General features: G+C 68.6%; 23 protein-coding genes and 1 riboswitch. Of the genes, 10 read left to right on the forward strand and 13 right to left on the reverse strand.

Annotated elements, in window-relative coordinates; translation table 11 throughout:
* Positions 1-48 precede the first annotated feature (48 nt).
* Positions 49-543 (reverse strand): RNA polymerase sigma factor, encoded by a 495-nt coding sequence (locus tag GNX95_RS24860; protein ID WP_163509781.1) that lies wholly within the window; start codon positions 541-543, stop codon positions 49-51.
* Between the two features lie 135 nt (positions 544-678).
* Here GNX95_RS24860 and GNX95_RS24865 point away from each other — a divergent pair, with 135 nt between their 5' ends.
* Positions 679-2,529, forward strand: a complete 1,851-nt coding sequence (locus GNX95_RS24865; RefSeq protein ID WP_163509782.1) for an AfsR/SARP family transcriptional regulator — start codon at positions 679-681, stop codon at positions 2,527-2,529.
* On the opposite strand, the gene GNX95_RS24870 is transcribed toward GNX95_RS24865, so the two are convergent.
* Positions 2,522-3,769 (reverse strand): glycoside hydrolase family 16 protein, encoded by a 1,248-nt coding sequence (locus GNX95_RS24870; protein ID WP_163509783.1) that lies wholly within the window; start codon positions 3,767-3,769, stop codon positions 2,522-2,524. The genes GNX95_RS24865 and GNX95_RS24870 overlap by 8 nt on opposite strands.
* Positions 3,770-3,830: 61 nt before the next feature.
* Positions 3,831-4,892, reverse strand: coding sequence for a serine hydrolase domain-containing protein (locus tag GNX95_RS24875; protein WP_163509784.1), 1,062 nt, complete (start codon positions 4,890-4,892; stop codon positions 3,831-3,833).
* 688 nt (positions 4,893-5,580) lie between these two features.
* On the opposite strand from GNX95_RS24875, the gene GNX95_RS24880 reads away from it, so the two are divergent.
* From GNX95_RS24880 to GNX95_RS24895, 4 genes are read left to right on the forward strand one after another with little or no spacing between them, the layout of a single operon-like run.
* Positions 5,581-6,498 carry a 1-phosphofructokinase family hexose kinase gene (locus GNX95_RS24880; protein WP_163509785.1) on the forward strand — a complete coding sequence of 306 codons (918 nt, stop codon included), beginning with the start codon at positions 5,581-5,583 and terminating at the stop codon, positions 6,496-6,498.
* A gap of 48 nt (positions 6,499-6,546) precedes the next feature.
* Positions 6,547-7,548 carry a zinc-dependent alcohol dehydrogenase family protein gene (locus GNX95_RS24885; RefSeq protein ID WP_163509786.1) on the forward strand — a complete coding sequence of 334 codons (1,002 nt, stop codon included), beginning with the start codon at positions 6,547-6,549 and terminating at the stop codon, positions 7,546-7,548.
* Positions 7,545-8,570: a 2-hydroxyacid dehydrogenase gene (locus GNX95_RS24890; protein WP_222853864.1), complete on the forward strand. Its 1,026-nt coding sequence runs from the start codon at positions 7,545-7,547 to the stop codon at positions 8,568-8,570. Before GNX95_RS24885 ends, GNX95_RS24890 begins: the two co-directional genes overlap by 4 nt.
* Positions 8,567-10,087, forward strand: coding sequence for an FGGY-family carbohydrate kinase (locus GNX95_RS24895; RefSeq protein WP_163509787.1), 1,521 nt, complete (start codon positions 8,567-8,569; stop codon positions 10,085-10,087). The genes GNX95_RS24890 and GNX95_RS24895 overlap by 4 nt, the downstream gene beginning before the upstream one ends.
* On the opposite strand, the gene GNX95_RS24900 is transcribed toward GNX95_RS24895, so the two are convergent.
* The 6 genes from GNX95_RS24900 to GNX95_RS24925 form a co-directional block, all read right to left on the reverse strand.
* Complete coding sequence (locus tag GNX95_RS24900; protein WP_163509788.1) at positions 10,036-10,278, reverse strand: hypothetical protein; 243 nt, start codon at positions 10,276-10,278, stop codon at positions 10,036-10,038. The genes GNX95_RS24895 and GNX95_RS24900 overlap by 52 nt on opposite strands.
* Before the next feature lie 145 nt (positions 10,279-10,423).
* The gene (locus GNX95_RS24905; protein WP_163509789.1) at positions 10,424-10,570 is read right to left on the reverse strand and encodes a hypothetical protein; all 147 of its coding nucleotides are present in this window, start codon (positions 10,568-10,570) and stop codon (positions 10,424-10,426) included.
* A gap of 58 nt (positions 10,571-10,628) precedes the next feature.
* Positions 10,629-11,540, reverse strand: a complete 912-nt coding sequence (locus tag GNX95_RS24910) for an LLM class flavin-dependent oxidoreductase (protein ID WP_163509790.1) — start codon at positions 11,538-11,540, stop codon at positions 10,629-10,631.
* A 10-nt stretch (positions 11,541-11,550) separates the two neighbouring features.
* A complete protein-coding gene (locus tag GNX95_RS24915; protein ID WP_222853865.1) occupies positions 11,551-12,567 on the reverse strand; it encodes an LLM class flavin-dependent oxidoreductase in 1,017 nt (338 codons plus the stop codon).
* A gap of 1 nt (position 12,568) precedes the next feature.
* Positions 12,569-13,747: a sensor histidine kinase gene (locus GNX95_RS24920; protein WP_163509792.1), complete on the reverse strand. Its 1,179-nt coding sequence runs from the start codon at positions 13,745-13,747 to the stop codon at positions 12,569-12,571.
* A complete protein-coding gene (locus GNX95_RS24925; protein WP_163509793.1) occupies positions 13,744-14,439 on the reverse strand; it encodes an MBL fold metallo-hydrolase in 696 nt (231 codons plus the stop codon). The genes GNX95_RS24920 and GNX95_RS24925 overlap by 4 nt, the downstream gene beginning before the upstream one ends.
* An 18-nt stretch (positions 14,440-14,457) precedes the next feature.
* Here GNX95_RS24925 and GNX95_RS24930 point away from each other — a divergent pair, with 18 nt between their 5' ends.
* Positions 14,458-15,498, forward strand: a complete 1,041-nt coding sequence (locus GNX95_RS24930) for a zinc-dependent alcohol dehydrogenase family protein (protein WP_163509794.1) — start codon at positions 14,458-14,460, stop codon at positions 15,496-15,498.
* A gap of 1,161 nt (positions 15,499-16,659) precedes the next feature.
* Here the strand turns inward: GNX95_RS24930 and pgm are convergent.
* A complete protein-coding gene (gene pgm / locus GNX95_RS24935; protein WP_163509795.1) occupies positions 16,660-18,297 on the reverse strand; it encodes a phosphoglucomutase (alpha-D-glucose-1,6-bisphosphate-dependent) in 1,638 nt (545 codons plus the stop codon).
* Positions 18,298-18,325: 28 nt separating this feature from the next.
* Positions 18,326-18,628 carry a hypothetical protein gene (locus GNX95_RS24940; RefSeq protein WP_163509796.1) on the reverse strand — a complete coding sequence of 101 codons (303 nt, stop codon included), beginning with the start codon at positions 18,626-18,628 and terminating at the stop codon, positions 18,326-18,328.
* Positions 18,629-18,683: 55 nt separating this feature from the next.
* Positions 18,684-18,799, forward strand: a riboswitch (SAM riboswitch).
* Positions 18,800-18,832: 33 nt separating this feature from the next.
* On the opposite strand from GNX95_RS24940, the gene GNX95_RS24945 reads away from it, so the two are divergent.
* Both GNX95_RS24945 and GNX95_RS24950 read left to right on the forward strand, forming a co-directional pair.
* Complete coding sequence (locus GNX95_RS24945; protein ID WP_163509797.1) at positions 18,833-20,173, forward strand: aminotransferase class V-fold PLP-dependent enzyme; 1,341 nt, start codon at positions 18,833-18,835, stop codon at positions 20,171-20,173.
* Positions 20,174-20,247: 74 nt separating this feature from the next.
* Positions 20,248-21,435: a hypothetical protein gene (locus GNX95_RS24950; RefSeq protein ID WP_163509798.1), complete on the forward strand. Its 1,188-nt coding sequence runs from the start codon at positions 20,248-20,250 to the stop codon at positions 21,433-21,435.
* Here GNX95_RS24950 and GNX95_RS24955 read toward each other — a convergent pair.
* Together GNX95_RS24955 and GNX95_RS24960 are read right to left on the reverse strand one after the other, a co-directional pair.
* The gene (locus GNX95_RS24955) at positions 21,422-22,591 is read right to left on the reverse strand and encodes an NAD(P)/FAD-dependent oxidoreductase (RefSeq protein WP_163509799.1); all 1,170 of its coding nucleotides are present in this window, start codon (positions 22,589-22,591) and stop codon (positions 21,422-21,424) included. The genes GNX95_RS24950 and GNX95_RS24955 overlap by 14 nt on opposite strands.
* Positions 22,588-22,902, reverse strand: coding sequence for a bifunctional 3-phenylpropionate/cinnamic acid dioxygenase ferredoxin subunit (locus tag GNX95_RS24960; protein ID WP_163509800.1), 315 nt, complete (start codon positions 22,900-22,902; stop codon positions 22,588-22,590). Before GNX95_RS24960 ends, GNX95_RS24955 begins: the two co-directional genes overlap by 4 nt.
* Before the next feature lie 126 nt (positions 22,903-23,028).
* Between GNX95_RS24960 and GNX95_RS24965 the strand changes: the two genes are divergently transcribed.
* Both GNX95_RS24965 and GNX95_RS24970 read left to right on the forward strand, forming a co-directional pair.
* The gene (locus tag GNX95_RS24965) at positions 23,029-23,811 is read left to right on the forward strand and encodes an IclR family transcriptional regulator (protein ID WP_163509801.1); all 783 of its coding nucleotides are present in this window, start codon (positions 23,029-23,031) and stop codon (positions 23,809-23,811) included.
* A gap of 108 nt (positions 23,812-23,919) precedes the next feature.
* A complete protein-coding gene (locus GNX95_RS24970) occupies positions 23,920-26,334 on the forward strand; it encodes a GcvT family protein (protein WP_163509802.1) in 2,415 nt (804 codons plus the stop codon).
* Positions 26,335-26,348: the final 14 nt, after the last annotated feature.

The raw sequence follows: 26,348 nt of genomic DNA on the forward strand, positions 1-26,348 counted from the left end.
AGCCCGGCACAGAGCTTCCGCGCCGACGACTGAGAGGGCACCCTGTGATCACGCGCGCCGGCCGAACTCCACGCGCAGCCGGCTGAGCGCACGTCCGGACGCGACCGTCGCCGCGTGTGCGGACAGGCCGAGCAGCTCGCCGACATCCGCGCCGCTCGCGCCACTGAGCCGCAGCGCGATCAGCCGCCGGTCGCGGTCGGACAGCGCGGCGAGGCAGCGGCCGAGCATACGGATGTCCTCGCGCGCCAGCACGTGACGCTCCACCGACTCGAGCCGGTCGTCGGCCAGCGGGAAACGGTCGGCGATGGCCTGTCGCCGGCCGCGCCGGCGATGGTGGTCGATCACCGCGTTGCGCGCGATGCGCACCAACCACGGCGCGATCGCGGTGGCGTCGTCGACGACCAGCCGCTCGTACGCGGCGTACGCGGACGCGAAGATCTCCGCGGTCAGCTCCTCGGCGGCGTGCGGATCCGTCACGCGCGCCAGGCAGAAGCGATAGATCTGCCGGCGATAGCCGCGATAGATCGCGTCGAAGTCGGTCATCCACACACCGTGTTCGGCGCCGGTACGCGGCCGGTTCACCGCGGCAGGACCTGCGGATGAACCGCCGAAGAACCGGCCGGCGAACCATCGAACCGTCCGGATTTCTCGGCACTTGTGCGTACGATCAGGGACGGCATGACAGCGAACATCGATGTGGACGCGGGGCTGTTGGTCCACGCGCTCGGACCGCTGCGGGTCGGCGGCGACCGCGCCGGCGAGGTGACGGCGGAGAAGCCGCAGCGGCTGCTGGCCGCGCTCGCGCTCGCGCCCAACCGCTGGGTCTCGACCGCCGAGCTGACCGAGGCACTGTGGCCGGAAGGCGCGCCGGCGTCGGCGCGCGGCAACCTGAAGACATATGTCCACATGCTGCGCCAGCTGCTGCCGGCGGCGGGGGACCAGCCGCGGATCGACAGCCGGCGCGGCAGCTATCGGCTGGTGGTCGAGCGGCGCGAGCTGGACGTGACGGCCTTCGAGGACCTGGTACGCGACGCGCGCGACGCCTTGTCCAGCAACGAAAACTCGGTCGCCATGGAGTGTGCGGAGGCGGCGCTCGCGTTGTGGCGCGGCGAGCCGTACGAGTCGCTGTCCGGTGTTTCGGTCGAGGTGGAGCGCGTACGGCTGGCCGAGCTGCGGCACGCGGCCGAGGACTGCCTGGCCGACGGCATGCTGGCCGCCGGTCGAGCCGAGGACGCGATCGGGCTGCTGCGTCCTCTGGCCACCGCCAACCCGCTGCGTGAGGCGACCTGGGTCCGGCTGATGCGCGCGCTGATGCGCACCGGCCGGCCGGCCGACGCGATGCGCGCATACCATGACCTGCGCAAAGTGCTGGCCGACGAGCTCGGCACCGAGCCGGGGCCGGGTCCGCGCGCGGTCTATGACGAGCTGCTGGAGGCGGACCGCGCGGCCGGTCGGGTGCAGGTGCCGTTCGTACGACCGGCCGCGCGACGGCATCGTTGGTGGCTGGTCCTGGCGGCCGTGGTCGCGCTCGTCGCTGGTGGTGTCGTGTGGTGGACGGTCGATGCTCCGCCAGCAGATCTGGCGACGGCCCTCGCCGTGCCGATCAAGAAGCGGCCGGTGCCGCTGCCGCCGCCTGGCCGGGTCGTTTTTGGCCTCGGCGAACACATCGACAGCGTGTTGAGCAGTCCGCTCTATCCGTTTCTCGGGATGGTCACGCAACGATATGACGACGTGGCGACCCTGCAGCAGCTGCCGGGTTGGCGGAAGGGCTCGGTCGCTCGCGCGTACGCGGCCGGCAAGGCGATCCACCTGATGATCGGAAAGTTCGACGACGCGGACGACAAACGCGCCTTCACGGTGCATGGCACAGGCGTGTGCGGTGCGGCGTACCCGCTGTCCGAGCGTTTTCTTTCCGACATGCGCGAGCTGGCGCTGGCGTTCGCTGGAAAGGCCGGCGGGCCACCGCTTTTCGTCAGCGCGTTCGTCGGCGCCGACCAGATGGGTTGCGGCCAGGGCCTCAACGACGCGGCCGAAAACCGCGCCTACTACACCGCGCTGAAGGCCAGATATCTGCAGGTCGTCGCGATTTTCCACGCGTACGCGGCAAACTCGCTGGTCGCACTGGACCTGGACGGCTGGTTGAACTCCTTCGCCGACACCGGTCCCGGCGACGGCCGCACCATGCTGCATTTCTTCGACGACGTGCTGGCGCGCTCGGATTTCCAGAGTTTTGGTGTGTTCGAAAAGGAAGACAACGTCGAGGCGATGTCGCAGATGCTGGCGGCGCTGCACCGGTTCGGCCCGGCGATGGTGTCGCAGTATCGGCCTTACCGGCACGGCGACCTCTACGGCATCGACGCCTTCGACCGCGAGACGGCGCAGCTTTTCGGCCAGGAGGCGGCCCTGCGCCGGCTGGCCGGCGCAGGGCTTTTCGCCTTTGATTTCTGGGACGACACGCAGCTGGGCAGCACTCCGCAGCGCCTTGCGCGCGTACGAACCGCCATCGAACACTTCGGCGCCACTAGGTGAGTGCGTACACGCGGGCCCAGTCGACGTCGAAGTAGGCCTCCTGCATGCCACCGGCGCCGAAGAAATTGTCGAGCTGGATGGTCTGGTGCATCGGTCCCGGCGCCTGTACGTCCGGATCCGTGTCGTGGAACCACACTTTCCCGTCGATGTATCCGGTCAAGCCGCTCTGAGCCCATTCAAATCCATAATTGTGCCACTGCGACAGGTCCAGGTCACCGGAGTGGTATTCGTCCTGTACGACCCCGGAATCCGTTGGATGGTGAAGAAAAGCGGTCGCCCGCTGGTCGCCGACGTTGACCTCGAAATAGTCGTACTCGCCGCCCTGCGGCCATTCGTCGGAGTCCGGCCAGGTGATCAGCACCGGGTGATACGCGTGGCCGCTCGCTCCGGACGCCGCCTGCACCCGGGCGCGTACTTCCCAGCGGCCGAGCTTCTGGCCGAGGTTGGACGCCAGCCCGGCGCTGTCGCCGTTGGCTTTTCCGGTCTGCCGCAGGAAACTTCCGTTGACGTAGTTGGCGTCGACGCACCGGCGGCCGTTGCCGGCGTGGCCCGGCCAGCAGTTGTCGTCGCCGCCGTGCCCGTAGATTCCCCATTTCTGGCTGTCGGGCAGGCCGGTGTAGTTGAACTCGTCGGAGGCCGGCAGCGGCTGTCCCCAGTGGAAGTTGCCGGCCGCGGTGTCACCGTCACCGGCCGGCGGAGTCGTCGGCGGGGTGACCACCTCGCCCTGGTAGCTGGCCGCGGTCGACTGCCAGTTGCCGGACGCCCCGGTCACCGTCTCCAGCGGATGCGAGTTGGTCGCTCCGGCCGGCGCCACCAGCGTCGCCTGTACGGTCTTCCAGTCGCTCGCCGAGCCGGTCACCGCGGTGCCGTGGCTGGAGCCGAGATAGCGGCCGCCGCTGCCGTACCAGTCCATCTCGACGCGTGCCTTGCCGGTGAGCTTGGTGTCCACCGCGATCGTGTACGACTTGCCGCCGGTGACCGGCAGCTGCGGCAGGTAGATGCCGGCGTCGGCGGAGCTGAGCCGCACCTGGTAGCCGTACGTCGCGGTCGGATGGCCGGTGACGGCGACCCGCTGGCCGGTGCCGCCGCTCAGCACACCCCAGCCGGTGGCGTCGGTCGCCAGCACCGGGTTGGTCGCCAGGTTCTCGCCGGCGTTGGCGGCCAGCGGCACGGCGAGACCGGCGGCGAGCAGCACGGCGGCGGCTCCGGCCAGCAGTGGTCGGCGATCGGGGACAGGCATGGCGGTCTTCTCCTCCGGTTGGCGAACGTCTCCGCCTTCAAACGCGCGTCCGGCCCGGAAGTCACACACAGGAGGCGATGACCGCGTCGCTGACCGCCTGTTGGTGCGCCACGGCCTCGCGGCGCGGCAGGGCGAGATTGGTCGTGTACGCGAAAACCAGGTCGCGGCTCGGGTCGCACCAGGCGTTGCAGATGCTGCTGCCGTTGTGCCCGAAGGCCTCGCGGCTGGCGGTCTGGCCCATCGCGCGCGATCCGCCGCCGAGCTGGAATCCGTGTCCCCAGCGCACTTTCCGCTGGATCGTACGGTCGAGCTCGCCGTCGCAGGACTCGCGCCGCGCCGCATCGATGGCGGCTGCCGGCAGCACGCGCCTGCCGTCGCCCTCGCCGCCGTTGAGCAGCATCCGATAGAACAACGCGAGATCGCGAGCCGTGGTCGAGATGCCGGCGGCCGGGATGACCGCGCGGCGCGTGCCGCGCCGGTTGAACAGCACGCGGCGGCCGACCTCGCTGGGGTGGCCGGCACGCAGTGGTACGCGCCGGCTCCACCAGGCAGCCGGCAGGCCGAGCCGCAGGTCCGGCAGGCCGAGCGGATCGACCAGCTCGCCGGCCAGGAACTCCTCGACCGGCCGGCCGGAGACCCGTCTGACCAGCTCACCGAGGATGAAGCCGTACGAGAGCACGTGATAGGCCGGCACCTGGCCGACCGGCCAGCGCGGCCGGGCGCGCTCCGCGAGCCGTACGCTGCGGTCCCAGTCGGCCATCGCCAGCACGTCACCGGCAAAGCTGCCGGAGGACATCGGCACGCCGGCGCGATGCGTCAGCACGTGCCGGATGGTGATCGACTCCTTACCGTTTCGCGCGTACGCGGGCCAATGGGCGGCCACCGGATCGTCGAGATCGAGCAGGCCGCGGTCGGCGAGCAGATGGACGCACAGCGCCACGAACGGCTTGCTCACCGAAAACGTGATGAACAGGTCGTCGCGGTGGCAGCCTTTCCAGCGATCGAGCAGCACACGGTCGCCGCGCAGCACACAAAGCCGAGCGGCTCCAGGCCGAGCCGCGACCAGGTCCCAGGCACGCTGCAGACCGACGGCCTCGTCGCTCGCCGCGACCTTCCACTCCACAAGGCCGAGCTTAGAGGCCGCGCACATAGGGGAGCGGGCGATAGCCGAGCCCAGGCGCCGCCTGCCGGCACCGACGAAGTAGCGCTGCTACGACGGCCGGCCCCGCGGCACCGGCAGACGACGCCTGAATCTCGACTCACACCCGCTCCCCTATCTGCGCGACCTCATAAGGCGATGGCCGCAGGGACTCCCTACGTGCATCCGGCGCCAATGCCAGGAACTTTGAGGTCGTTTGGATCGCCTCTCCTCGTGTGGTGTGACTCGTAGTGACCGGATTGCCGGTGACGACACGCCTCGGGTTCGCGAACTCGACGTTGTCGACTGCTCTTTCGGCGTGTCGAGGTCCACAACGTCGAGTTCGTGAGTTCGGAGCTCGCCGGGCGGGACTGTCCGTGACCGCGGCCGGCTGTCCTCGCGCATCGTGTGCGGAAAAATCCCGCATCTGAGGGCCGGTCGTACCAGGATTTCTCCACACCCGACGAGCCGTCACCACACTCGGGACAGCCACAGCATGCGGTGAACGGAGCATCCCGTGCATCAGACGCACGGCATGCTCCGTTGCCACCACGGACATTAAGTTCCTGGCATTGGCACCCGGCGCAAGTAGAGAGTCCCTGCGGCCGAAGCCCCAAACCGGACAGCGGTGACCGTAGAGTCGAGGCAACGACGGCACAAGGACGGAGAGCGCGTGATCGTCACGTTGACGCCGACGCCGAGCATCGACCGTACGGTGACGCTCGACCGGCTGGTACGCGGCGCGGTCAACCGCACCAGCGCGGCGCACGTGGAGGCGAGCGGCAAAGGCGTCAACGTCACGCGCGTACTCGTCGCGCGCGGCTATCGGTCGCTCGCCGTGGTGCCGGCCGGTGGTGCCGAAGGCGACCAGCTCCTCGCGCTGCTCGACGGCATCCAGACCAGGGCGATCGCCACGAAGCGGCCGGTACGCGTGAACCTCTCGGTCGTGCTGCCGGGCGGCGAGACCACCAAGCTCAACGAGCCCGGCGCCGAGCTCTCGCCGGACGAGCAGGCCGCCCTGGTCGTGGCGGCGGCGACGGCGTGTCAGGACGTACGCGCGCGTTGGCTGGTCATCTCCGGCTCGCTGCCGGCCAACGCCGAGACGCTGGTCGCGGCGGCGGTCGCCGCCGGACACGCTGCCGGTGCCAAGGTCGCGGTCGACACGTCCGGCAGCGCGCTCACGTCCGCGATCGACGCGGGCGCCGACCTCATCGCGCCGAACACCGACGAGCTGGCGGCGGTCAGCGGCGCCGCCGTACGCACCCCGGCCGATGCCGTGAAGGTCGCTCACGACCTGGCGCCACGCGCGTTGTCGCTGGTCAGCATGGGTCCGTACGGTGCCGTACTGGTCGCCGGCGACGCCTGGTGGCAGGCCACACCGCCGCCGATCGAGGTCGTCAACACGGTCGGCGCCGGCGATGCGCTGCTGGCCGGCTTCCTCGCCGAGGAGGGACCGGAGCCGGCGCGGCTGGCGCGAGCGGTCGCGTGGGGGACGTCCGCGTGCCTGGTCTCCGGCACCGCGGAGATCCCTGACCAGCCGGTTTCGCCGGAAGCGGTCAGCGTCACTCCGGGCGCGCCGGCCGGCGGTTGATTTGATTGGGTGGAGTGACAGACGTACGTCCAGGCGAGGAGTGAGCTGATGAGAGCCGCGGTCATCCACGAGCCAGGCAAGGTCTCGGTCGAGACGGTGCCGGATCCGACGCCGGGGCCGCGCGAGGTCGTCGTCGGCGTCGCCGCGTGCGGCATCTGCGGCACCGACCTGCACATCGCCGAAGGCGAGTTCGCGCCGTCGTTGCCGATCATCCCCGGTCACGAGTTCGCCGGCGAGGTGGTCGAGGTCGGTTCGGAGGTGACCGAGGTGCGCGTCGGCGACCGGGTCGCCGTCGACCCGTCGCTGTTCTGCGGAGAGTGTCACTACTGCAAGATCGGCCGCGGCAACCTGTGCGAGCGCTGGGCGGCGATCGGTGTGTCGGTCTCCGGCGGCGCGGCCGAGTTTGCGAAGGCGCCGGTCAAAAACCTGGCCGTGCTGCCCGAAGGCGTACGCATGGAGGACGCGGCACTGATCGAGCCACTGTCCTGCGTCGTACGCGGCTTCGACATCCTGTCCGCGCGCGTCGGTCAGCACCTGCTGATCTATGGCGCCGGCACGATGGGGTTGATGAACCTGCAGATGGCCACCCGCGCCGGTGCGGTCTCGGTCTCGGTGGTGGACACCAACGCCGATCGGCTCGCGACCGCCACCAAGCTCGGCGCGACCGCGGTCGCGACCAGCGCCGACGACCTGGACCGGCCGCAAGGTTGGGAAATCGTCATCGACTGCACCGGCGTGGTCGCCGCCATCGAGGACGGCTTCAACCGCGTACGCAAAGGCGGCACGTTCATGCAGTTTGGCGTGTCGGCCGAGAAAGCGGTCGCCAGGTTCTCACCTTTCCGGATCTACAACGAGGAAATCACCATCGTCGGCTCGATGGCGGTGCTGCACAGCTATCCGCGTGCCGCCGAGCTGTTCGCCGCCGGCCTGCTCGACGCGGACAGCATCATCACGCACCGGCTGCCGCTGGAGGAATATCCGGCCGCGCTGGAGGCCTTCCGTGCCGGCAAGGGCCTGAAAACCCAGGTGTTGCCGGGGAAGAAGGCGTGAGCTCGATCCTCGCCGTCGGCGACCAGTTCATTCCGGCCGAGCAGTTCCGCGAAGTGCTGGACGCGCGCGCGTTCACGTTGCCTGGCAGCAAAGCCGAGCAGCACGAGGCCCAACAGCTGATGGAGAGAGGCGGCGCCGGAGCCGTGCCGGCGCCGCCTGAGCTGCTGTCCGCGATCGGCGACGCCGAGGTGTTGTGCGTACATTTCGCGCCGGTGTCGGCGGACGTGTTCGCCGCCGGTCCACGGCTGAAGCTGGTCGCGGTCGCGCGTACGGGCTTGGAAAACGTCGACATCGACGCGGCGACCGAGCGCGGCATCGGTGTCGTGCCGGTCTTCGGCCGCAACGCGTCCGCGGTCGCGGAGCTGCAGATCGGCCTGATGCTGGCCGAGGCGCGCAACATCGCGCGCGCCGACGCGTCGGTGAAAAGCGGCCAGTGGCGCAAGGAGTTTCCTGGCGCGCGCATCGAAATCGGCGGTCGTACGGTCGGCATGCTCGGCTTTGGCCACGTCGGCCGGCGGTTTGCCGAGAAACTGAGCGGATTCCGGCCGCGGCTGCTCGCGTACGATCCATACGTCGCCGACGATGTGCTGGTCGACGCCGGTGTGGAACGCGCCGGCAACGCCGAGCAGATCTTCTCCGAGTCGGACTTCGTGGTCGTACAACTGCGGCACAGCGCCGAAACCAACCGGATGATCGGCGCGAAGCAGCTGGAGCTGATGAAGCCGGAGGCCTATTTCATCAACGTCTCGCGGAGTCGGGTGGTCGACACCGACGCGTTGTACGACGCGCTGGAAAACGGCCGGATTTCCGGCGCCGGCCTCGATGTATTCGACAGCGAGCCGCTGCCGGCCGACAGTCCGTGGCGGTCGCTGGACAACGTCACGTTCACCACGCATTTCGGCGGCGACACGGTCGACACCAACCGTACGTCGGTGCGGCTGGTCGCCGACGCGGTCGAGGAGTTTCTGGCCACCGGCAGGTGTGCGACCGCGGCGAACGCCGCCGAGTTGGGTTGGGTGTGAGCGAGCTGCTGCTCGGCATCGACGCCGGCCAGACGGTCACCAAGGCCGCGCTTTTCGACCTCTCCGGTCACCAGCGCGGCATTGGTTCGGCCCGCGTGCCGACGCTGACGCCGAGGCCGCGGTGGGTCGAGCGTGACATGGACGCGGTCTGGGACGCGACCACGTCGGCGATCCGCGCGGCGTTGGCGTCGGCCGGCGCGTCCGGTGACGACGTGGTCGCCGTCGGCCTGGCCGGTCACAACGACGGCGCGTATTTGGTCGATGCCGCGGGCAAACCCGTACGTGCCGGCATCACTGCGGTCGACTCGCGCGCCTACTCCATTGTGGACCGCTGGCGTGGCGAAGGTGTCGCCGAGCAGGCACTGCCGCTGACCGGCCAGTCGCCGTTCGCCGGCTCACCGGCGGCGATCTATCGCTGGCTGGCCGAAAACGAGCCGACCAACTGGACGCGTACGCGCTGGGTGCTGTTCTGCAAGGACTGGCTGCGGCTCCGGCTGACCGGCGAGGTGGCGACCGATGCCACCGAGGCCAGTGCGTCTTTCACCGACGTACGCACGCAAACGTACAGCCCCATGGCGTTTGAGCTGTACGACGTACCAGGGATCGTCGACCGACTGCCGCCGTTGCTTGGCAGCGCTGAGAAAGCCGGCGAGATCACCGCCGAGGCGGCCGAGGCGACTGGACTCCGGGCCGGCACGCCGGTCGTCACCGGCGCGCACGACGTCGACGCCGCGGCGCTTGGCATGGGGGCCGCCGGCGTCGGCGACGTTTCGTTGGTGATGGGCACTTTCAGCATCAACCAGGTGGTCTCCGACCAGGTGCGGCTCGACCACCGCTGGCAGGCGCGCGCGTTCCTGCGGCCCGGCCAGTGGCTCAACATGTCGACCTCGCCAGCCTCCTCGTCCAACCTCGACTGGTTTGTGCGTACGCTGTGCGGCACCGACGCGGCACGCGACGAAGCCGCCGGCAAGCCCTACGCCTTCGTGGCGGAGGAAGCGGCCGCGGCGGTCACGCAGGACGACACGGATCCGTTGGTTTTCCTGCCATTCCTCTACGGATCGCCGCTGGACCTCGGCGCGCAGGCCGCCGGTGGCTTCTACGGAATGCGCGGCTGGCACACGCGCGGCCACCTTCTGCTGGCGCTCATGGAAGGTGTCGTCTTCAACCACAGATGGCATCTGGACGCGCTGCGGTCGGCCTTTGCGCTGGCCTCGCCGGCGCGACTTTGCGGCGGTGGCGCGAAAAGTCCACTGTGGACACAGCTGCTGGCCGACGCGACCGGGCTCGCCCTGCAGGTCACCGACACCGACGAGCCAGGAGCGCTCGGCGCCGCGCTGCTCGCCGGCGTCGGCGCCGGCCGGTATGGCTCGTTGTCCGAGGCCGCCGACGCGGCCGTACGGGTCGTGCGCGACGCGCAGCCGACCGAGAGCGGTCGCGACCGGATGGCGCGGCGCTGGACCGAATATCAGCGCGTCGTCGCCGCACTCCTTACGCTCTGGACCGAATCCGCCGGCTGACCGGCGAAGATCAGGATGGCGGCGATGTTTGCGGCCACCCGCTGCAGATCCATCCTTTGCCGAGGGTGGCACGCGCCCCGGCCGGGGCGCAGGCCGGGATGCCAGCTGGTGTCGACGTCGAGCGGGATCGACGGCCTCGTGCGGAGACTGCCGGTGATCGTCTCGCTGCCGAGAATCCGTTCGTACGACATGGCCAGAAGTATGACAACGATGGCCGTCACAGCGCGCCGACCAGCGGGGACAGGTCGGTTGTCCAAAGAGGCAGACATGACTGAGGCCGTCCCGGCTGGGACGGCCTCCTCTATGCCGTTTGTGTGGCCGACCGGCCGCACAAATCTATAGCTGGATGCCTCGCGCGATCATGCTGCGATCGCGTACTCGCTCCAGCTGGCGGTCGGCACGCGGCGCGGTCTCCCGAGTGACCGTGCGCCTGTCGCCGCGGTGAGTGGGAAGGCGGAACATCTGCACCACCTCCGTCGTCATGGATGCTCCGTCTGATAGAGCAAAGGACGACCCAAATTTGTTCCGGCTGTGATCCGGCTTACGAAACGTGCGGCAGCACGTCGGCGCTCAACCGCTCCATTTGCTCGCGCTGGTCGAAAAGCGGGTTGACCAGGATCCGCTCGGCGCCGGCCTCGGCGACCGCCCGCAGCCCGGCGACGCATTCCTCCGGCGTGCCGAAGACCGACACCGGCGTGAGGTCGGGCAGGCCGAAACCGTGATAGATCTCGTCCAACGCGATCCGCATCCGCTCCTTGGCGACCGCGGTGTCATCGTCGACGGCGATGTAAACCCGTTTGGCGATCGGGAAATCGTCGCGTCCGGCGGCCGCGGCCTCCTCGCGTACGATCTTCACCTGCTCGGCGAACTTCGCGGTCGTCGTGGAGCCGGCGCCGAAAAACCCGTCGCCGTGCTGGACCGCCCGCTTCAGCGCGGCCGGCGCGCTGCCGCCAAACCACACCGGCGGACCGCCGGCCTGCACCGGCTTTGGCTCCATCATGGCGTTTTCCAGCTGCCAGAAGCGGCCGTCGATGGTCACCCGCTGCTCGCGCCAGAGCGCGCGCATGATCCGCAGATGCTCGTTGAACCTGGCCACCAGACCGTCGGCGGTGATGCCGAAAGCGCCGAACGGGCGCCGATTGCCACCGGTGCCGACACCGACCTCCAACCGGCCCTGGCTGAGCTGGTCGAGCGTGCTGAGGCTCTTGGCCAGCTCGACCGGCTGGTGCAGCGGCGTCACGAAGACCGAGCAGCCGATCCGGATCCGCTCGGTGCAGGCCGCCGCGTACGTCATCACCTCGACCGCGCCGAGGATCGGCTTGTCGCCGAGGTGCTGCTCCTGTGTCCACGCACTCTCGAAGCCGAGCTCTTCGGCTCGCCTCAGGTAATCGCGGAACGCCGCCGGGTCGAAACCGTCCGGCACGAACTGGGGGATGCAGATGCCATATCGCACGACGCCGACCCTACGCCACGGCCGCCTTGTCGCGTACGGCCGCGACGATCTCCAGCGACCGCACGCGGTCGGCCAGGGTCGGCAGGTTGGTCGTCACCATCAGCTCGTTTGCGTTGGTGGCGGCCAAAAGCTCGTCGACGCCTGCGCGCACGGTCTCCGGCCCGCCGACGATGTAGTTGCCGGTCAGGTGGTCGATGAACGCGCGGTCCTCCGCCGTGTATGGATAGGCCGCGGCTTCCTCCGGCGTCGGATAGGTGATCGGCTTGCCGCGCCGCAGCGACATGATCGCCAGCGCGAGCGGCGCCGCGAGCCAGCGCGCGTGCTCGTCGGTGTCGGCCGCCATCACCGAGGCGGCGACCAGCGCGTACGGCTCGGTCAGCACCTCGGAGGCTCGGAAGTGCTGGCGATAGAGGGCGAGCGCCGGCAGCGTGTTCTGCGCGCTGAAATGGTGCGCGAAGGCAAACGGCAGGCCGAGGATGCCGGCCACCTGCGCGCTGTAGCCGCTGGAGCCGAGCAGCCAGATCGCCGGCTGGTTGCCGCGGCTCGGCGTCGCCAGGATCCGCGCGTACGGATGGTCGTCGGGGAAGTCGCCGCCGAAGAAGGCCAGCAGTTCGCCGAGCTGTTGCGGAAAGTCGTCGGCCGACAGGGGATCGGCGGAGCGGCGCAGAGCGCGGGCGGTGTTGGCGTCCGTACCAGGTGCGCGGCCAAGGCCGAGGTCGATGCGGCCGGGATGCAGGGCTTCGAGCGTGCCGAACTGCTCGGCCACCACCAGCGGCGGATGGTTGGGCAGCATGACGCCGCCGGATCCGACGCGGATCTCGTTGGTGGCGGCCGCGACGGCGGCGATGAGGACGGCCGGCGCGGAGCTGGCAATGCCGGGCATCGAGTGGTGCTCGGCCAGCCAGTAGCGGTGATAGCCGAGCCGCTCGGCCTCGCGGGACAGCGCGATCGTGTCGCGGACGGCCTGCGCGGACGTACGGCCGGCGCCGACCGGCGCCAGGTCGAGCACGGAGAACGGAATCTGCACGTCAGGTTGCAACCCGCCGCAGCGCCGCGATCTTCCCGCTCAGCCACCCCTTGCCGACCTCCTCACCGATCGGCACCTCCACTTCCACGACGAAACCCCGCAACGCCTCGTTACTGGCGTCTGGTGCCGGTAGCGAGGCGTTGCGGCAGGTACGTAGGGTCCCGTTGGCGAGGTCGACGCGCTCGGCGAGCCCCTTGAGGCCGTTGCCGGCGGTGCCGCTCGAGCCGCGGCCGTCGTCGGCGACGGTCAGCGTGGCGGCACGCTCGTCGGCGCGTACGGTGATCTCGCAGGTCGTGGCACCGGAGTGGCGGATGACGTTGGTCACCGACTCGCGTACGGCCCAGGTGAACAGCGCTGCGGCAGCAGGCGGCAGGTTGTCGCCTTCCTGCACGACGACAGGCTCGATGCCGGCGTCGCGCAGCGCGCGGCCGCAGCGCGCCAGCTCCTCGGCGAGGCCGCTCTCGCGATAGCCGCTGACCGCCTCGCGCACCTCGCGCAACGCGTCGCGGCCGATCTGTTCGATGTCGGCGACCTGCTGCTCGCCGCGCGGATCGTCGCGACCGAGCCGGCCGGCCAGCTCCGCCTTGATGACGATCAGTGACAGCGTCTGGCCGAGCAGGTCGTGCAGGTCACGCGCGAACCGCAGCCGCTCCTTCTCCACCGCCACCTGCGCCAGCTCCTCGCGCGCTGCGCGCAGCTCGGCGATCGCGGTCAGGAAACGGCGGATGGTCGTGACGATGGCGCCGGAGATCAGCGTCGTGTAGCCGAGCGCCAGGCTGTCGCCGGGCGTACGGATGAAGGAGACCGTGACCGCGACGATGGCCAGCGCGAAGATGCACGCGTACGACTGCCGCCACGGCAACGCCGAGCCGAGTGCGATCGACAGCATCGCGAGCACCGTATATCCGTTGTTCGTACCGAAAACCACGATCATCGGCAGGGTAAGCAGGACCATCGCGGCCAGCGAGATCCGGCCGCGCCAGCGATGTGGCCGGTCGCGCAGGCCAAACCAGAGGCTGCCGGCGTACGTGAGGACGAAGGCGGCCACCAGGAAGCCGGCCGGCCACGGCACGCGACCGTGCCACACGTCGCTCGCCGAGCCGGCGATCATGACACCCCACGGCAGCAGTCCCCACGGCGACAGCTTGCCGTCGATCTTCTCGTAGTCCGAGTCGGTCATGACGGTCGCGCGATCGTGACCGGTCCGTCGTAGGCGGATGTCGCGGCTCGCATGGCCTCTTCTCGGTCGGTGGTCGGGAAAAGATGCGTCAGGATCAGGTTTTTCGCCTGTGCCGCTGCCGCTGTCTGGCCAGCGACGCGGGCTGTGGAAAGGAATTCCGAGTCGGTGGTCCGTGCGTACGAGGCCTCGTGCAGCAGGATGTCGACGCCGTCGGCCAGCTCACGCAGCCGGTCGCTCGGACCGGTGTCGCCGGTGTAGGCAATGGTTTCTCCGCCGGCGGACAGCCGGATGCCAGCGTTGGCAAGGAAATGCGGCAGGTCGACGGTCGTCGCCCGGAACGGTCCGATCGCGTACGCCTCGCCCGGCGTGAACTCGTGCAGGTCGTACGTGCTCTCCAGCCAGCCGGGACGGTCGAGCGCCAGCACCTGGTCGAGCGCGTGTGCCGGCGCGTAGACGTCGATCGGTTTTTCTTCTGTCGCGTCGATTCTGCGCAGCAGCGGGTTGAGGTCGGCGCAGTGGTCCGGATGTCCGTGCGTGACGTAGACGGCATCGATCGCCGCTCCGACACGCGCCGCCACACCGTATCCGGGGTCGATCAAGAGGCGGAATCCCGCGTGTTCGACGAGATAACCGCTGCAGGCTCCGCCGTACGACGGCCAGGCACCGTCGCCGCCGAGGATGGTCAGCTTCACATTTGGCACGATAACCACATGCGCGCCGTCGTGTACCGGGGATTCCAGCAGCCGCCAGCCGTCGAGGAGGTCGCCGATCCGGCGCCGCCACCGGACGGCGTGGTCGTACGCGTCGAGGCCACCGGTTTGTGCCGCAGCGACTGGCACGGCTGGCAGGGGCACGACGACGACATCGTGGCTTTTCCGCACATTCCTGGACACGAGTTCGCCGGCGTCGTCGCGGCGGTCGGTGGTGAGGTGTCCGGTTGGCGCGAAGGCGACCGGGTGACCGCGCCGTTTGTCTATGCGTGCGGCCATTGCCCGGAGTGCGCAGTCGGCGAACAGCAGGTGTGCCGGGCGCAGGTGCAGCCTGGTTTCGGCCTGCTCGGCTCGTTTGCCGACTACGTCGTGGTTGCCAATGCGGCGACGAATCTCGTGCGGCTGCCTGACACGGTCGACACCACCACCGGCGCCGCTCTCGGCTGCCGCTTCGCGACCGCCTACCGAGCCATCGTCGCCCAGGGCCGCGCGGCCGCCGGCGAGTGGGCCGCGATCTTCGGCTGCGGCGGCGTCGGCCTGTCCGCCGTCATGATCGCCGCCGCCAGCGGCCTGCAGGTCGTCGCCGTCGACGTATCGCCCGCGGCCTTGGAACTGGCACGATCTTTCGGTGCCACGACTGGCATCCTAGCCTCCGACACCATCGTCACCGATGTCGTCGAGGCGACCCGCGGCGGCGCGCACCTGACCGTCGACGCACTCGGCTCAGCCGCCGTCTGCGCCACCGCGATCTCCACCCTCCGCCGCCGCGGCCGCCACGTACAGGTCGGTCTCCTGCCCGACGGCGCAAACCTGCCCATGTCCCGAGTCGTCGCGTACGAACTCTCCATCACCGGCAGCCACGGCATGGCCGCGCACGCGTACGACCCCATGCTCACCCTCGTAGCCACCGGCCGACTCCGCCCCGACCTCCTGATCACGCGTACGGTTTCGCTGGACGAGGCGCCTCGGGCGCTGGTTGGGATGTCTGAGGGGAGTCCGACCGGGGTGACCATGATCGCTCCGGGGGGTACAGCTGGGTGAGTGTGGTTGGTGAGTGGGTGCTGGTTGGGCGTGGGTGGTTTCTGATTGTTGCGTTTGAGATGGTTGGGTTTTCTGGTCGTTGCGTTTGGGAAAGTGGTTGCGTTTCATGATTGTCGCGTTTTGGGGGTGGTTGGGTTTTCGCCTTCGCGGCGGGCGCTCCTGCGCGGAGGGCGACCTCAAGGGGAGGGGCGCGCGGGGTTTCGCTGTTGGTTGGGTTGGGTGCGGCGTGTGCGGTTGGTCTGTGGGTGGGTCCGGTTTGTCCGTTCTCCCCCGTCGGCAAGCAAAGCTCGCCGACGGGGGAGAACGGACAAACCGGACCAGAAGTGTGGCTGGGGCGCCGGCGGTGCCGTGGCGTCTCAGCGGGTGGCGTCAGGGTCCAGTATGTGGGATGCGAAGGCGTGTGGAGCGCTAAATGTCCGGCTTGAGAGGTTCGCGGATGGCGTGAATGTCGAGTTACTTGCGCTGGACGCAAGAAACAAGGCTTTCACGCCGCCGTGATCTCCGGAGGCTGTGACGAGTGTGACTACTGAGGCTGATAATGCTGTTGTGGCTGCCGGGCTGCACCAAATGTCGGTTTTGATGTCTTGTTAAACAAGTATTACACAGCCGAGCTGCCTCGCCCGCATTATCAGCCACACCAGTCACACCAGCACCACCCCGGACGCTGTGATGGCGTCCATGCCGACTGGGAGAACGAGCAAGCCCAGAAAACCCAGCCCCGCACGCAACCGCCACCCGCACCTCCATGCACACCGATTGGCGTCCACGCGCCCCCCTCCCTTGAGGTCGCCCGCCGCGTAGGCGCGCCCGCCGCGCAGGCGAAAAACCCAACCACCCACCCACGCAACAAACATGGAGACCCAACCACCCCCCTCGACGCAACAAACATGAAGACCCAACCCCCCAACGCAACAAGCATGAAGAAGCAACCACTTCCCCCACGCACAAGCATGAAGATGCAGCCACTTCCCCACGCAACAAACAAGAGACGCAACCACCCACCCACCCAACAAACGAGCGAACCCGCCACCCACCCACCGAACAAACGGGGAAACCGCCAGCCTCGAACCCACCAAACGGCGAACTCACCATCCACCCACCGCTACAAACAAAGGACTCCACCGCCGCCAACCCAACAACGGCACCGCACCACATCACACCTCAGGAAATCACTGACGACACAAGCTCCCGAGCCTCCGCCTGCAGTGCCCTCAAATGCTCCTCACCCCGAAAACTTTCCGCGTAAATCTTGTAAACATCCTCAGTCCCCGAGGGGCGAGCCGCAAACCACCCGGACTTCGTCACGACTTTCAGACCACCGATCGCCTCACCATTTCCGGGCGCATTCGTCAGCGTCGCGGTGATCTCGTCGCCGGCCAGTTCGGTTGCGGTGACCTGGTCGGCGGACAGCTTCGACAGAGCCGCCTTTTGGTCGGGTGTCGCCGGTGCGTCGATCCGAGCGTACGAGGGCGCGCCGAATTTTTCGGTGAGCTGCCGGTAATGTTCGCCGGGGTCGGCGTTGGTCGTGGCGAGGATTTCGGCGGCGAGCAGGTCGAGGATGATGCCATCCTTGTCGGTGGTCCAGACACTTCCGTCCATCCGCAGGAAAGAAGCGCCGGCGCTTTCCTCGCCGCCGAAACCGACGGACGCGTCGAGCAGGCCAGGCACAAACCACTTGAACCCGACCGGCACCTCGACCAGTTTACGGCCGAGGTCGTCGGCGACCCGGTCGATGATGCTGGAGGAGACCAGCGTCTTGCCGACGGCGGCGGCTGCCGGCCATCCCGCGCGGTGACGGAAAAGGTAGTCGATCGCGACGGCGAGATAATGGTTGGGGTTGAGCAGGCCGGCGTCCGGGGTGACGATACCGTGCCGGTCGGCGTCCGCGTCGTTTCCGGTCGCCAGGTCGAAATCGGCTCGCCGCTGGATCAGCGACGCCATGGCGTACGCGGACGAGCAGTCCATCCGGATTTTGCCGTCCCAGTCCAGTGTCATGAACCGCCAGGTCGGGTCCACCAGCGGATTGACGACGGTCAGTTCCAACCGGTGTCTTTCGGCGATGGCAGCCCAATAATCGACCGACGCGCCACCGAGCGGGTCCGCGCCGATGCGTACGCCGGCGCGGCGGATCGCGTCGATGTCGACGACCGACGGCAGATCGTCCACATAGGACGACAGGAAGTCGTATTTCTGGGTCGTACGTGCGGACCGCGCCGAGGCGGCGGTGACGCGGCGTACGCCGTCCAACCCCCTGGCCAGATAGTCGTTGGCGCGCTTGCCAATCCAGCCGGTGATCGCGCTGCCGGCCGGGCCGCCGTCCGGCGGGTTGTATTTGAACCCGCCATCGGCCGGCGGGTTGTGTGACGGCGTCACGACAACACCGTCGGCCTGCGCGCCGCCGCTTTGGTTGTGCCGCAGAATCGCGTGCGAGACGGCCGGTGTCGGCGTGTAGCGGCCGGCGGCATCGATCGCGACCGTCACGTCGTTGGCGGCGAAAACCTCAAGCGCCGTCCAGAAAGCCGGCTCGGACAGCGCGTGCGTGTCACGGCCGAGAAACAGCGGACCGGTGATGCCCTGACCATCGCGATAGTCGACGATCGCCTGGCTGGTCGCCGCGATGTGGTCCTCGTTGAACGCCACATTCAGCGAGGAGCCGCGATGTCCGGACGTACCAAAGGAAACCCGCTGCGCCGGCACGGACGGATCGGGATGCTCGGTGTAGTACGCGGTGACGACGGCGGCGACGTCGATCAGGTCCCGGGCCTGCGCCGGCTGACCGGCACGCGCGTCTGTCGACATGTTTTCTCCTTTGAAAACAACGAAAACGTCAGGACTGGGACGGCCTGTTCGAGTTTTTCGCCTGCATGCTGTGCGGATAGCCGAGCGATGGCCCCTTCGCCAGCGTGCTGCCGGTCGGCTCGGCGTCCCTGGTGGCCTCGGACAGCTGCCGGTCGGCGACCACGAACGCGACCGAGCAGCGGCTCACCATCGGTCCGGCGGTGGTCATGACGACGTGCATCTCCGGATCGGCGCCATATTCCTGCGTCAGCGTCGGCACGACGGCGTCCGGCGGCACGTGCATCCGCGCAGCGGCCTCCTCCGTGCTGAGCCAGTCCGATCCCTGCGGCATGTGCTCATCGTACGCGTTTGCCATCAGCGCCAGTGATCAGTTAACGTCTTCGACAGGTCATGAGTGCCAGCGTCAAGCCCCGGCTTGCTGGCCGGCAACCCTCCAACCGCGGTGGGGTGCTCCGGGTGACGACCAGGCCACCGGCCAGCAGGCCGGCGGCAAGCGCGGGCCTCCCAAGCAGGTCCGACGACCTGAGGAGGCTTGATGACCGCCGTGCTGACCAACCGCATCGCCGCTCTGTTGCCAGTGGTCGGTGGTGACCTGCCGGCGCCGCTGGTGACGGGGGAGTGTCGCACGTACGCCAACCTCGACTACGCCGCGAGCGCACCGGCGCTGGACGGCGTGGCGAGCCACGTCGCCGAGCTGCTGCCGTTCTACGCGAGCGTGCACCGCGGCGCCGGTTACGCGTCGCAGGTCAGCACTGGCGTGTATGAATCGGCGCGTGCGATCGTCGCCAACGCCTGCGGCGCGCGCGACGACGACGTCGTGGTGTTCACGCGCAACACCACCGACGCCTTCAACCTGCTGGCGGGCTGCGTGCCAGCCGGGGCCGGCGACGTGCTCGTACTCGACCTCGAACACCACGCCAACCTGCTGCCGTGGCGCGACCAGCGTTATCGCTGCCTGCCGGTTGCCTCGACGCTCGAGCAGACCCTGAAAGACCTCGAAGCAGCGTTGCGGGCGGCACCGGCCGCGTTGGTCACGGTCACGGGCGCCTCCAACGTCACTGGTGAGCTCCTGCCGCTCGGGACGATCGCCGCGATCGTCCATCGGTACGGCGCGCGGCTGGCCGTCGATGGTGCGCAGCTGGTGCCGCACCGCCAGGTCGACCTGGCCGCCACCGGCATCGACTACCTGGCGTTTTCCGGCCACAAGCTGTACGCGCCGTACGGTGCCGGCGCGCTGGTCGGCCGCCGCGACTGGCTGGACACCGGCCGCCCCTACCTGGCCGGTGGCGGCGCGGTGCGCAACGTCACGCTGACCGACACCGCGTGGGCCGCCGCCCCGGCGCGGCACGAGGGTGGCACGCCAAACGTGCTGGGGGCCGCCGCGCTGGCGCGAGCCTGCCAGCTGCTCGCCAACCTGCCAGAGGGCGCGCAGGAGACACACGAGGCAGAGCTGCGGTCGCGGCTGCTCGACGGCCTTCGGCGGCTCCACGGCGTACGTGTCCACCGAATCTTTCCGGACAGTCCCGGCGCGATCGGCGTGGTGACCTTCAGCCTGCCGGGTCACGATCCCGGCCTGGTCGCCGCGTATCTGTCCGCCGAGCACGGCATCGGCGTACGCGACGGCAAGTTCTGCGCGCATCCTCTGCTGGCGCGGCTCGGCCTGGCCGATGGTGCCATCCGCGCGAGCGTCGGCGTCGGCTCGTCGTCGGACGATGTCGACCGGCTGGTCGAGGCACTGGATGCCTTCCTGCGCGACGGTCCACAGTGGACGTACGCGCAGGTCGACGGCCGCTGGTCGCCGACTCCGGACCCGCGGCCGCGGCCGGACTGGTCGCTCGGCTCGACCGCCGGCGCCTCGCCGTGCGCGAACGCCTGAAAGTTCGTCCTTTTGGTCCCTTGTGGTCGCTGGGGCACGCGGTGAAGATGGGGCTTTCGCGGCAGTGAGGCGACATGGCGCAGGCGGGGCTCAAGGCCGGCGCGTCCGAGGTGGAGCAGGACGCGGCCGCTGGCGTGGTGTCCGAGTTGGTGTCGTATTCGCTGCTCAACCATGCCGCCGGCCAGATCGCCGAAGGGGTCGCGACGGTGCCGCCGTGGCGTGTCCTGGTCGTCGAGGACCGCGCGCTGGCCGCGACCGACTGGTCATATCACGCGGTCACCGAGCAGCTGAGCCGGTTGTCCGCCGAGCTCAAGGCGGCCAGCGAGAAGGTCGCCGAGGCGTCGGCGCCGGCGAAGGAAGCGGCTCCGGGCCAGGAGGGCCTGATCGCCGAGGCGACCGCCGCCGTCACCGCGGTCGTCGGCGCGGCGCAGGCGGTGCCGGCGGTCGTCGGCGCGATCGCCGACGCGGTCGGCTATTTGCGCAGCGACTACACGATCACCGGCCGAGCCGTGACGATGAAGTCGACGGCTTTGGTGAGTGCGGTCGCCCGTGCGTTACGTGCCCAAGGCGTACGGTCCGAAGTGGACGGTTTCCACACCTTCCCGGCCGAGACCGCGGCGTTGACCGCGTTTTCGGAATTCCAGCACCTGCAACGCGATCTGACCGCCTCGCGGCTGACGTTCGTGCAACAGAAACTGGTGCCGGCCACCGCCGAGGTGACCAGGCAGACCGCCGAGCTGACCCAGGCGCAGGCTGACCTGGCCGCCGCGCGCGCAGCGCAACCTCCCGACCAGATAAGGGAAAAACAGGCACAGGACGCGGCCGACGAGGCGACCGAACAGCTCGCGCGGGCACGGCAGGCGCAGACATTGGCGCAGCAGGTCGCCGATCTGGCCGAAGCCGCGCTGACGCGCGCCACGACATTCGCCACTGCCGTCACGACCGCTCCGGCGACCGGCGGCCTGCCGCCGCTGGCGCTGGCCGCGACCTTGGAGCGGCTGCATGCCGGCGGAGAAAACGCCATCACGCACGTGCTCTATGTCGGTGTGGACGTGGCCGGCGGCGAAACCGTGATCCGGAAACGGTTTTTCGGTGCTCCGACCCTGCGCTACATCGGCTCGTGCCAGGTGTCGGCGATGCTGGTCGGCAACGACGGCGACGTCGCCTGGGCTCGTACGATGACGCTGGTCGGCCAGCTGAAGTTCGCGCCTGGCAAGGGAAAGTTCGGCACGCCGGAGATGGTCGAGGTCAGGATGCGCTAGCGCGCAGCCGTTTGCGCGTACGTGTGAAGATTTTCGGACTGTTGATGGCGACCGCGCCGGTCATCGCGCCGTCTCGGTGGTATGTCGCGACAAACCTGCGTTCGTCGAGCGATCCGTCGATCACCCGCAGCTCGTCGCCGGCGGCCGGATGTCCCGCGTACTGGATCCACGCGTCATACTGCTTCGACCAGAAATAGCCGCTCGGCTGGTATTCCTCGACGGTGTGCCCGGCGAGCAGGTTGCGCGCCGCCACCGCCGGCTGGTCGTTGGCGTTTGTCCAGTGCTCGTGCCGCACGTACGCGCCGTGTGCCGGCGACCAGGCTCGCGCGACGTCGCCGGCGGCCACCACGGTTGGCAGGCTGGTGACGCCGCCTGCGTCCGTACGCACACCGTTTTCGGTGTCCAGAGCCGAATCGCTCAGCCACTCGACCGCCGGCCGTACGCCGATGCCGACAACGACGACGTCGGCCGGCAGCTCGCGGCCGTCGGCCAGGATGACCGCGGCGACCCGGTCGTCCACAGTGGACACTCCGGTCACGCCGATGCCGTAATGCACGTCCACGCCGTTGTCACTGTGCAGAGACGCGCAAAGTCGGGCCACTTCCGCGCCAAGCAGCGGAGCCAACGGATCCGCCAGCGACTCCACGACGGTGACCTTCAGGCCGAGCGAGCGGCTGCTGGCCGCGACCTCCGAGCCGATGAAGCCGGCGCCGACGACGACCACGTTTTCCGGTCCCTGCCGCAGTTCTTGCCGCAGCGCGATCGCGTCGTCCAGTGTTCGGAGGGTGTGGACGCCGGCGATCGGACCGTCCAGACCCGGCAGCCGGCGCGGGTACGCACCGGTCGCGATCACCACGCCGTCGGCGGCGATTTCGGTGTCGTCAGACAGAATCACCGCTCCGGAGGACAGTCGCGCGGCCGGCGTGCCGAGCCACCACTGGGCCGCCAACGCGTCCAGCTCGGCGGATGTGGCCAGCGCGATGCCGTCGGCTTCGGCCTTGCCGACCAGAAACTCCTTGGACAGCGGCGGCCGGTCGTATGGCCGGTGCGGCTCGGCGCCGATCATCGTGACCGTGCCGTCGAATCCGGCCTCGCGCAACGCCTGCGCGGCCCGCAACCCGGCCAACGACGTGCCGACCACCGCGATCCTGTTCACGCCACCTCTACTGTTTCCAGGTTTACATACACCTCGCCATCGCTGACCAGCACAGAATACGTCCGGACCGGCCGTTTTGCCGGTGGCCCGGTCGGCAGGCCGGTGCGCAGGTCGAAGCACGCCTCGTGCAGCGGGCATTCGACCAGGCAGCCTTCCAGCCAGCCGTCGGACAGCGACGCCTCCTGGTGCGTACAGGTGTCGTCGATGGCATAGAGGTCACCGTCGGCGTTGAAGACGGCGATCGGCCCCGGACCGGGGATCCGGACCGACTCACCGGGTGGCAGGTCGGCGAGCGCACAGGCGCGGATCATGGCACACCTCACAGTGAGTTGCGTCATAGACAACATGAATCATGCTCCGCAACACTCTCCGGCACGTACGGACGGCCGTCAACCCCTCAAAATGTGGGTCACGACTTTTGCGGTTACTGTTGCGTCATGGTCAACACGGGGTCAGAGCGACAACCGGCCGCCTTGGTGCAGTCGGTCGATCGCGCCGTCACCGTGCTGGAAATGGTGGCAAAACACGGTGAAGCCGGCATCACCGAGATCGCCGCCGAGCTCGGCGTCCACAAGTCGACGATCTCCCGGCTGCTGTCCGTGCTGGAGAGCCGCGGGCTGGTCGAACAGCTTGGTGAGCGGGGAAAATACGCGATCGGTTTCGGGATCGTACGGCTCGCCGGAGCCGCCACCGGCCGGCTCGACCTGGTCCGGCTCGGCCAGTCCAGCTGCCAGGATCTGGCCGACCGGCTCGGCGAGACGGTGAACATCGCGATCCTCGACCAGGATTGCGCGATGAACATCACCCAGGCGCACGGCTCGGCCGTGGTGACCGCGCAGAACTGGATCGGCCAGCGTACGCCGTTGCACGCCACCTCGAGCGGAAAAGTCCTGCTGGCGCACCAGTCTCCGGAGCGCCGTCGCCGGTTGTTGCGGCGCCGCCTGGAGGAATACACGCCGCGTACGATCACCGACCTCGACCAGCTGAAACAGGAGCTCGACCGGGTCAGCGCCGACGGCTACGCGACCTGTTTCGAGGAGCTGGAGCTCGGCATGCACGCGGTCGCCGCGCCGATTCTCGGTGTCGGTGGCGAGATCGTCGCCGCGCTCAGCGCGTCCGGTCCGGCATACCGACTGCCGCGCCGCCGCATTCGGCAGGTCGCCGAGGACCTCGCCGAGGTTGCCAGCCAACTGTCCGAACAACTCGGATTCCTTGGTTAGTTTTTCGCGCTCCTCTTGACAGCGTGGTCCCGCGTCGCGCACCGTGTTGCTGATAACGAGACAAGTCGCTTTCTGCGCAACACATGATCACCACCGAGGAGCCGGACCATGGCCGTGCACCCCCGCGTTGTCATCATCGGCGCCGGCATCGTCGGCTGCGCGCTCGCCGACGAGCTGACCGCGCGTGGCTGGACCGCGGTCACGGTGCTCGACCAGGGGCCGCTGTTTGCCACCGGCGGCTCGACCTCGCACGCGCCCGGCCTGGTCTTCCAGACCAATCCGAGCAAGACGATGACCGAGTTTGCCAGCTATACGGTCGGAAAGTATGCGTCGCTGACACTGGACGGCGCGCCGTGCTTCCAGCAGGTCGGCGGTCTGGAGGTGGCGACCACACCGGCACGGCTGCGGGATCTGCGGCGCCGGCACGGCTGGGCCATTTCGTGGGGTGTGGAAAGCGCGCTGATCTCGCCCGAGGAGTGTGCCGTGCTGCATCCGTTGCTGGATGCCAATCGCGTGCTCGGCGGTTTTCACATTCCGTCCGACGGACTGGCCAAGCCGGTGCGCGCGGCGCAGGCACAGGCTCGCCAGGCTATCTCGCGCGGCGCACGGTTTGTCGCGCACCAGAAGGTCGTCGCCGTCGAACGTAAGGCCGGCCGCGTGCAGAGCGTACGCACCGAAACCGACGAGTTTCGCGCGGACATCGTGGTTTCCGCGGCCGGAATGTGGGGACCGCTGGTCGGTGCGTTGGTGGATCTGACCGTACCGTTGGTGCCGATGGCGCATCAGTACGCGAAAACCGCGCCGCTGCCGGATCTCGACGAAACGCGCGAAGCGACGCTGCCGATTCTGCGTCACCAGGACGCGGACCTGTACTTCCGCGAGCATTTCGACCGCCTCGGCATCGGCGCGTACGGCCACCGGCCGATGCCGCTGGACCCCGCCGAGATCGGTGCGCTGCCAGGCATGCCGTCGGAGCGGCCGTTCACGCCGGAGGACTTCGAGGACTCCTGGCGAGAGGCCACACAGCTGATCCCCGGCTTGGCCGCGAGCAAGGTCGAGGACGGCATCAACGGCCTGTTCTCCTTTACTCCAGACGGAAATCCGCTGGTCGGCGAGCATCCGGAGCTGGCCGGATTCTGGGTCGCCGAGGCGGTCTGGATCACGCATTCGGCCGGTGTCGCGAAAGCGCTGGCCGAGTGGCTGGTCGATGGTCAGCCGGCAACCGACCTGCACAACTGCGATCTCAACCGGTTCGAGGCGGCGCAACTGGCACCAGCGTACGTGCACGACCGCAGCTGCCAGAACTTCGTCGAGGTCTATGACATCCTGCATCCCCTGCAGCCGGCCGAAAAGCACCGCGACCTGCGTACGACGCCATTCTATGAAAGGCAGAAGGAGCTCGGCGCGGTGTTTCTGGAGGCGGCCGGCTGGGAACGGCCGCACTGGTACGAGGCCAATGCCGGCCTGCCGGAGGCCGCCGGCATCCCGGAGCGCAACGAGTGGGCCTCGCGACACTGGTCGCCGATCGCCGGCGCGGAAGCGCAGGTCGCCCGCGAACGTGTGGCAATGTTTGACATGACACCGTTGAAACGCTTGGAGGTCACCGGGCCGGCGGCGTTGACGTTCCTGCAGACGATGACGACCAACCAGCTGGACAAGAAGCCGGGTTCGGTCACGTACACCTTGATGCTGGCCGAGGACGGCGGCGTACGCAGTGACCTGACCGTCGCCCGGCTGTCCGAGCAGACCTTCCAGGTCGGCGTCAACTCGCAACTCGACCTGGACTGGATGCGCCGGCACCTGCCGACTGACGGCTCGGTGCAGGTGCGCGACATCACCGGTGGCACTTGCTGCATCGGTTTGTGGGGACCGAAAGCGCGCGGTGTCCTGCGGCCGCTGACGAAACAGGATTTCGGCTCGCTCGGCTATTTCAGATGCCAGCGCGCGTACGTCGGAGCCATACCAGTGATCGCGCTGCGACTGTCCTATGTGGGCGAGCTCGGTTGGGAGATCTACACTTCCGCGGAATATGGCCGACTGCTCTGGGACACGCTGTGGGAGGCCGGCCAGTCCGCCGGTGTGATCGCCGCCGGCCGCAGCGCTTTCAACAGCCTGCGGCTGGAAAAAGGCTATCGGCTGTGGGGGACCGACATGACCCCGGAGCACGATCCCTACGCCGCCGGCCTCGGTTTCGCCGTCAAGCCGGACAAAGGTTATTTCGTCGGCCGTGACGCGCTCGACCCGACGGCTGCGACAACGAGGCTTTCCTGTCTCACCATCGACGATCCCTACCAGGTGGTGATGGGGGCGGAGCCGGTGTATTCCGGCGATGCTCCGGTTGGCTATGTGACGAGTGCGGCTTACGGTTACACGGTGCGGAAAAACATCGCGTACGCCTGGATTCCGGTGGAGCTGGCGGCTCCGGGGACACCGCTGCTCATCGAGTACTTCGGCGAGCGCGTGCCGGCGATCGTCGCGAAGGAGCCACTTTTCGACGCCGGCATGACAAGACTGCGAGGCTAAAGGTGTTCGACGTC

It is taken from the genome of Fodinicola acaciae (genome assembly GCF_010993745.1).
Taxonomy (GTDB): domain Bacteria; phylum Actinomycetota; class Actinomycetes; order Mycobacteriales; family HKI-0501; genus Fodinicola; species Fodinicola acaciae.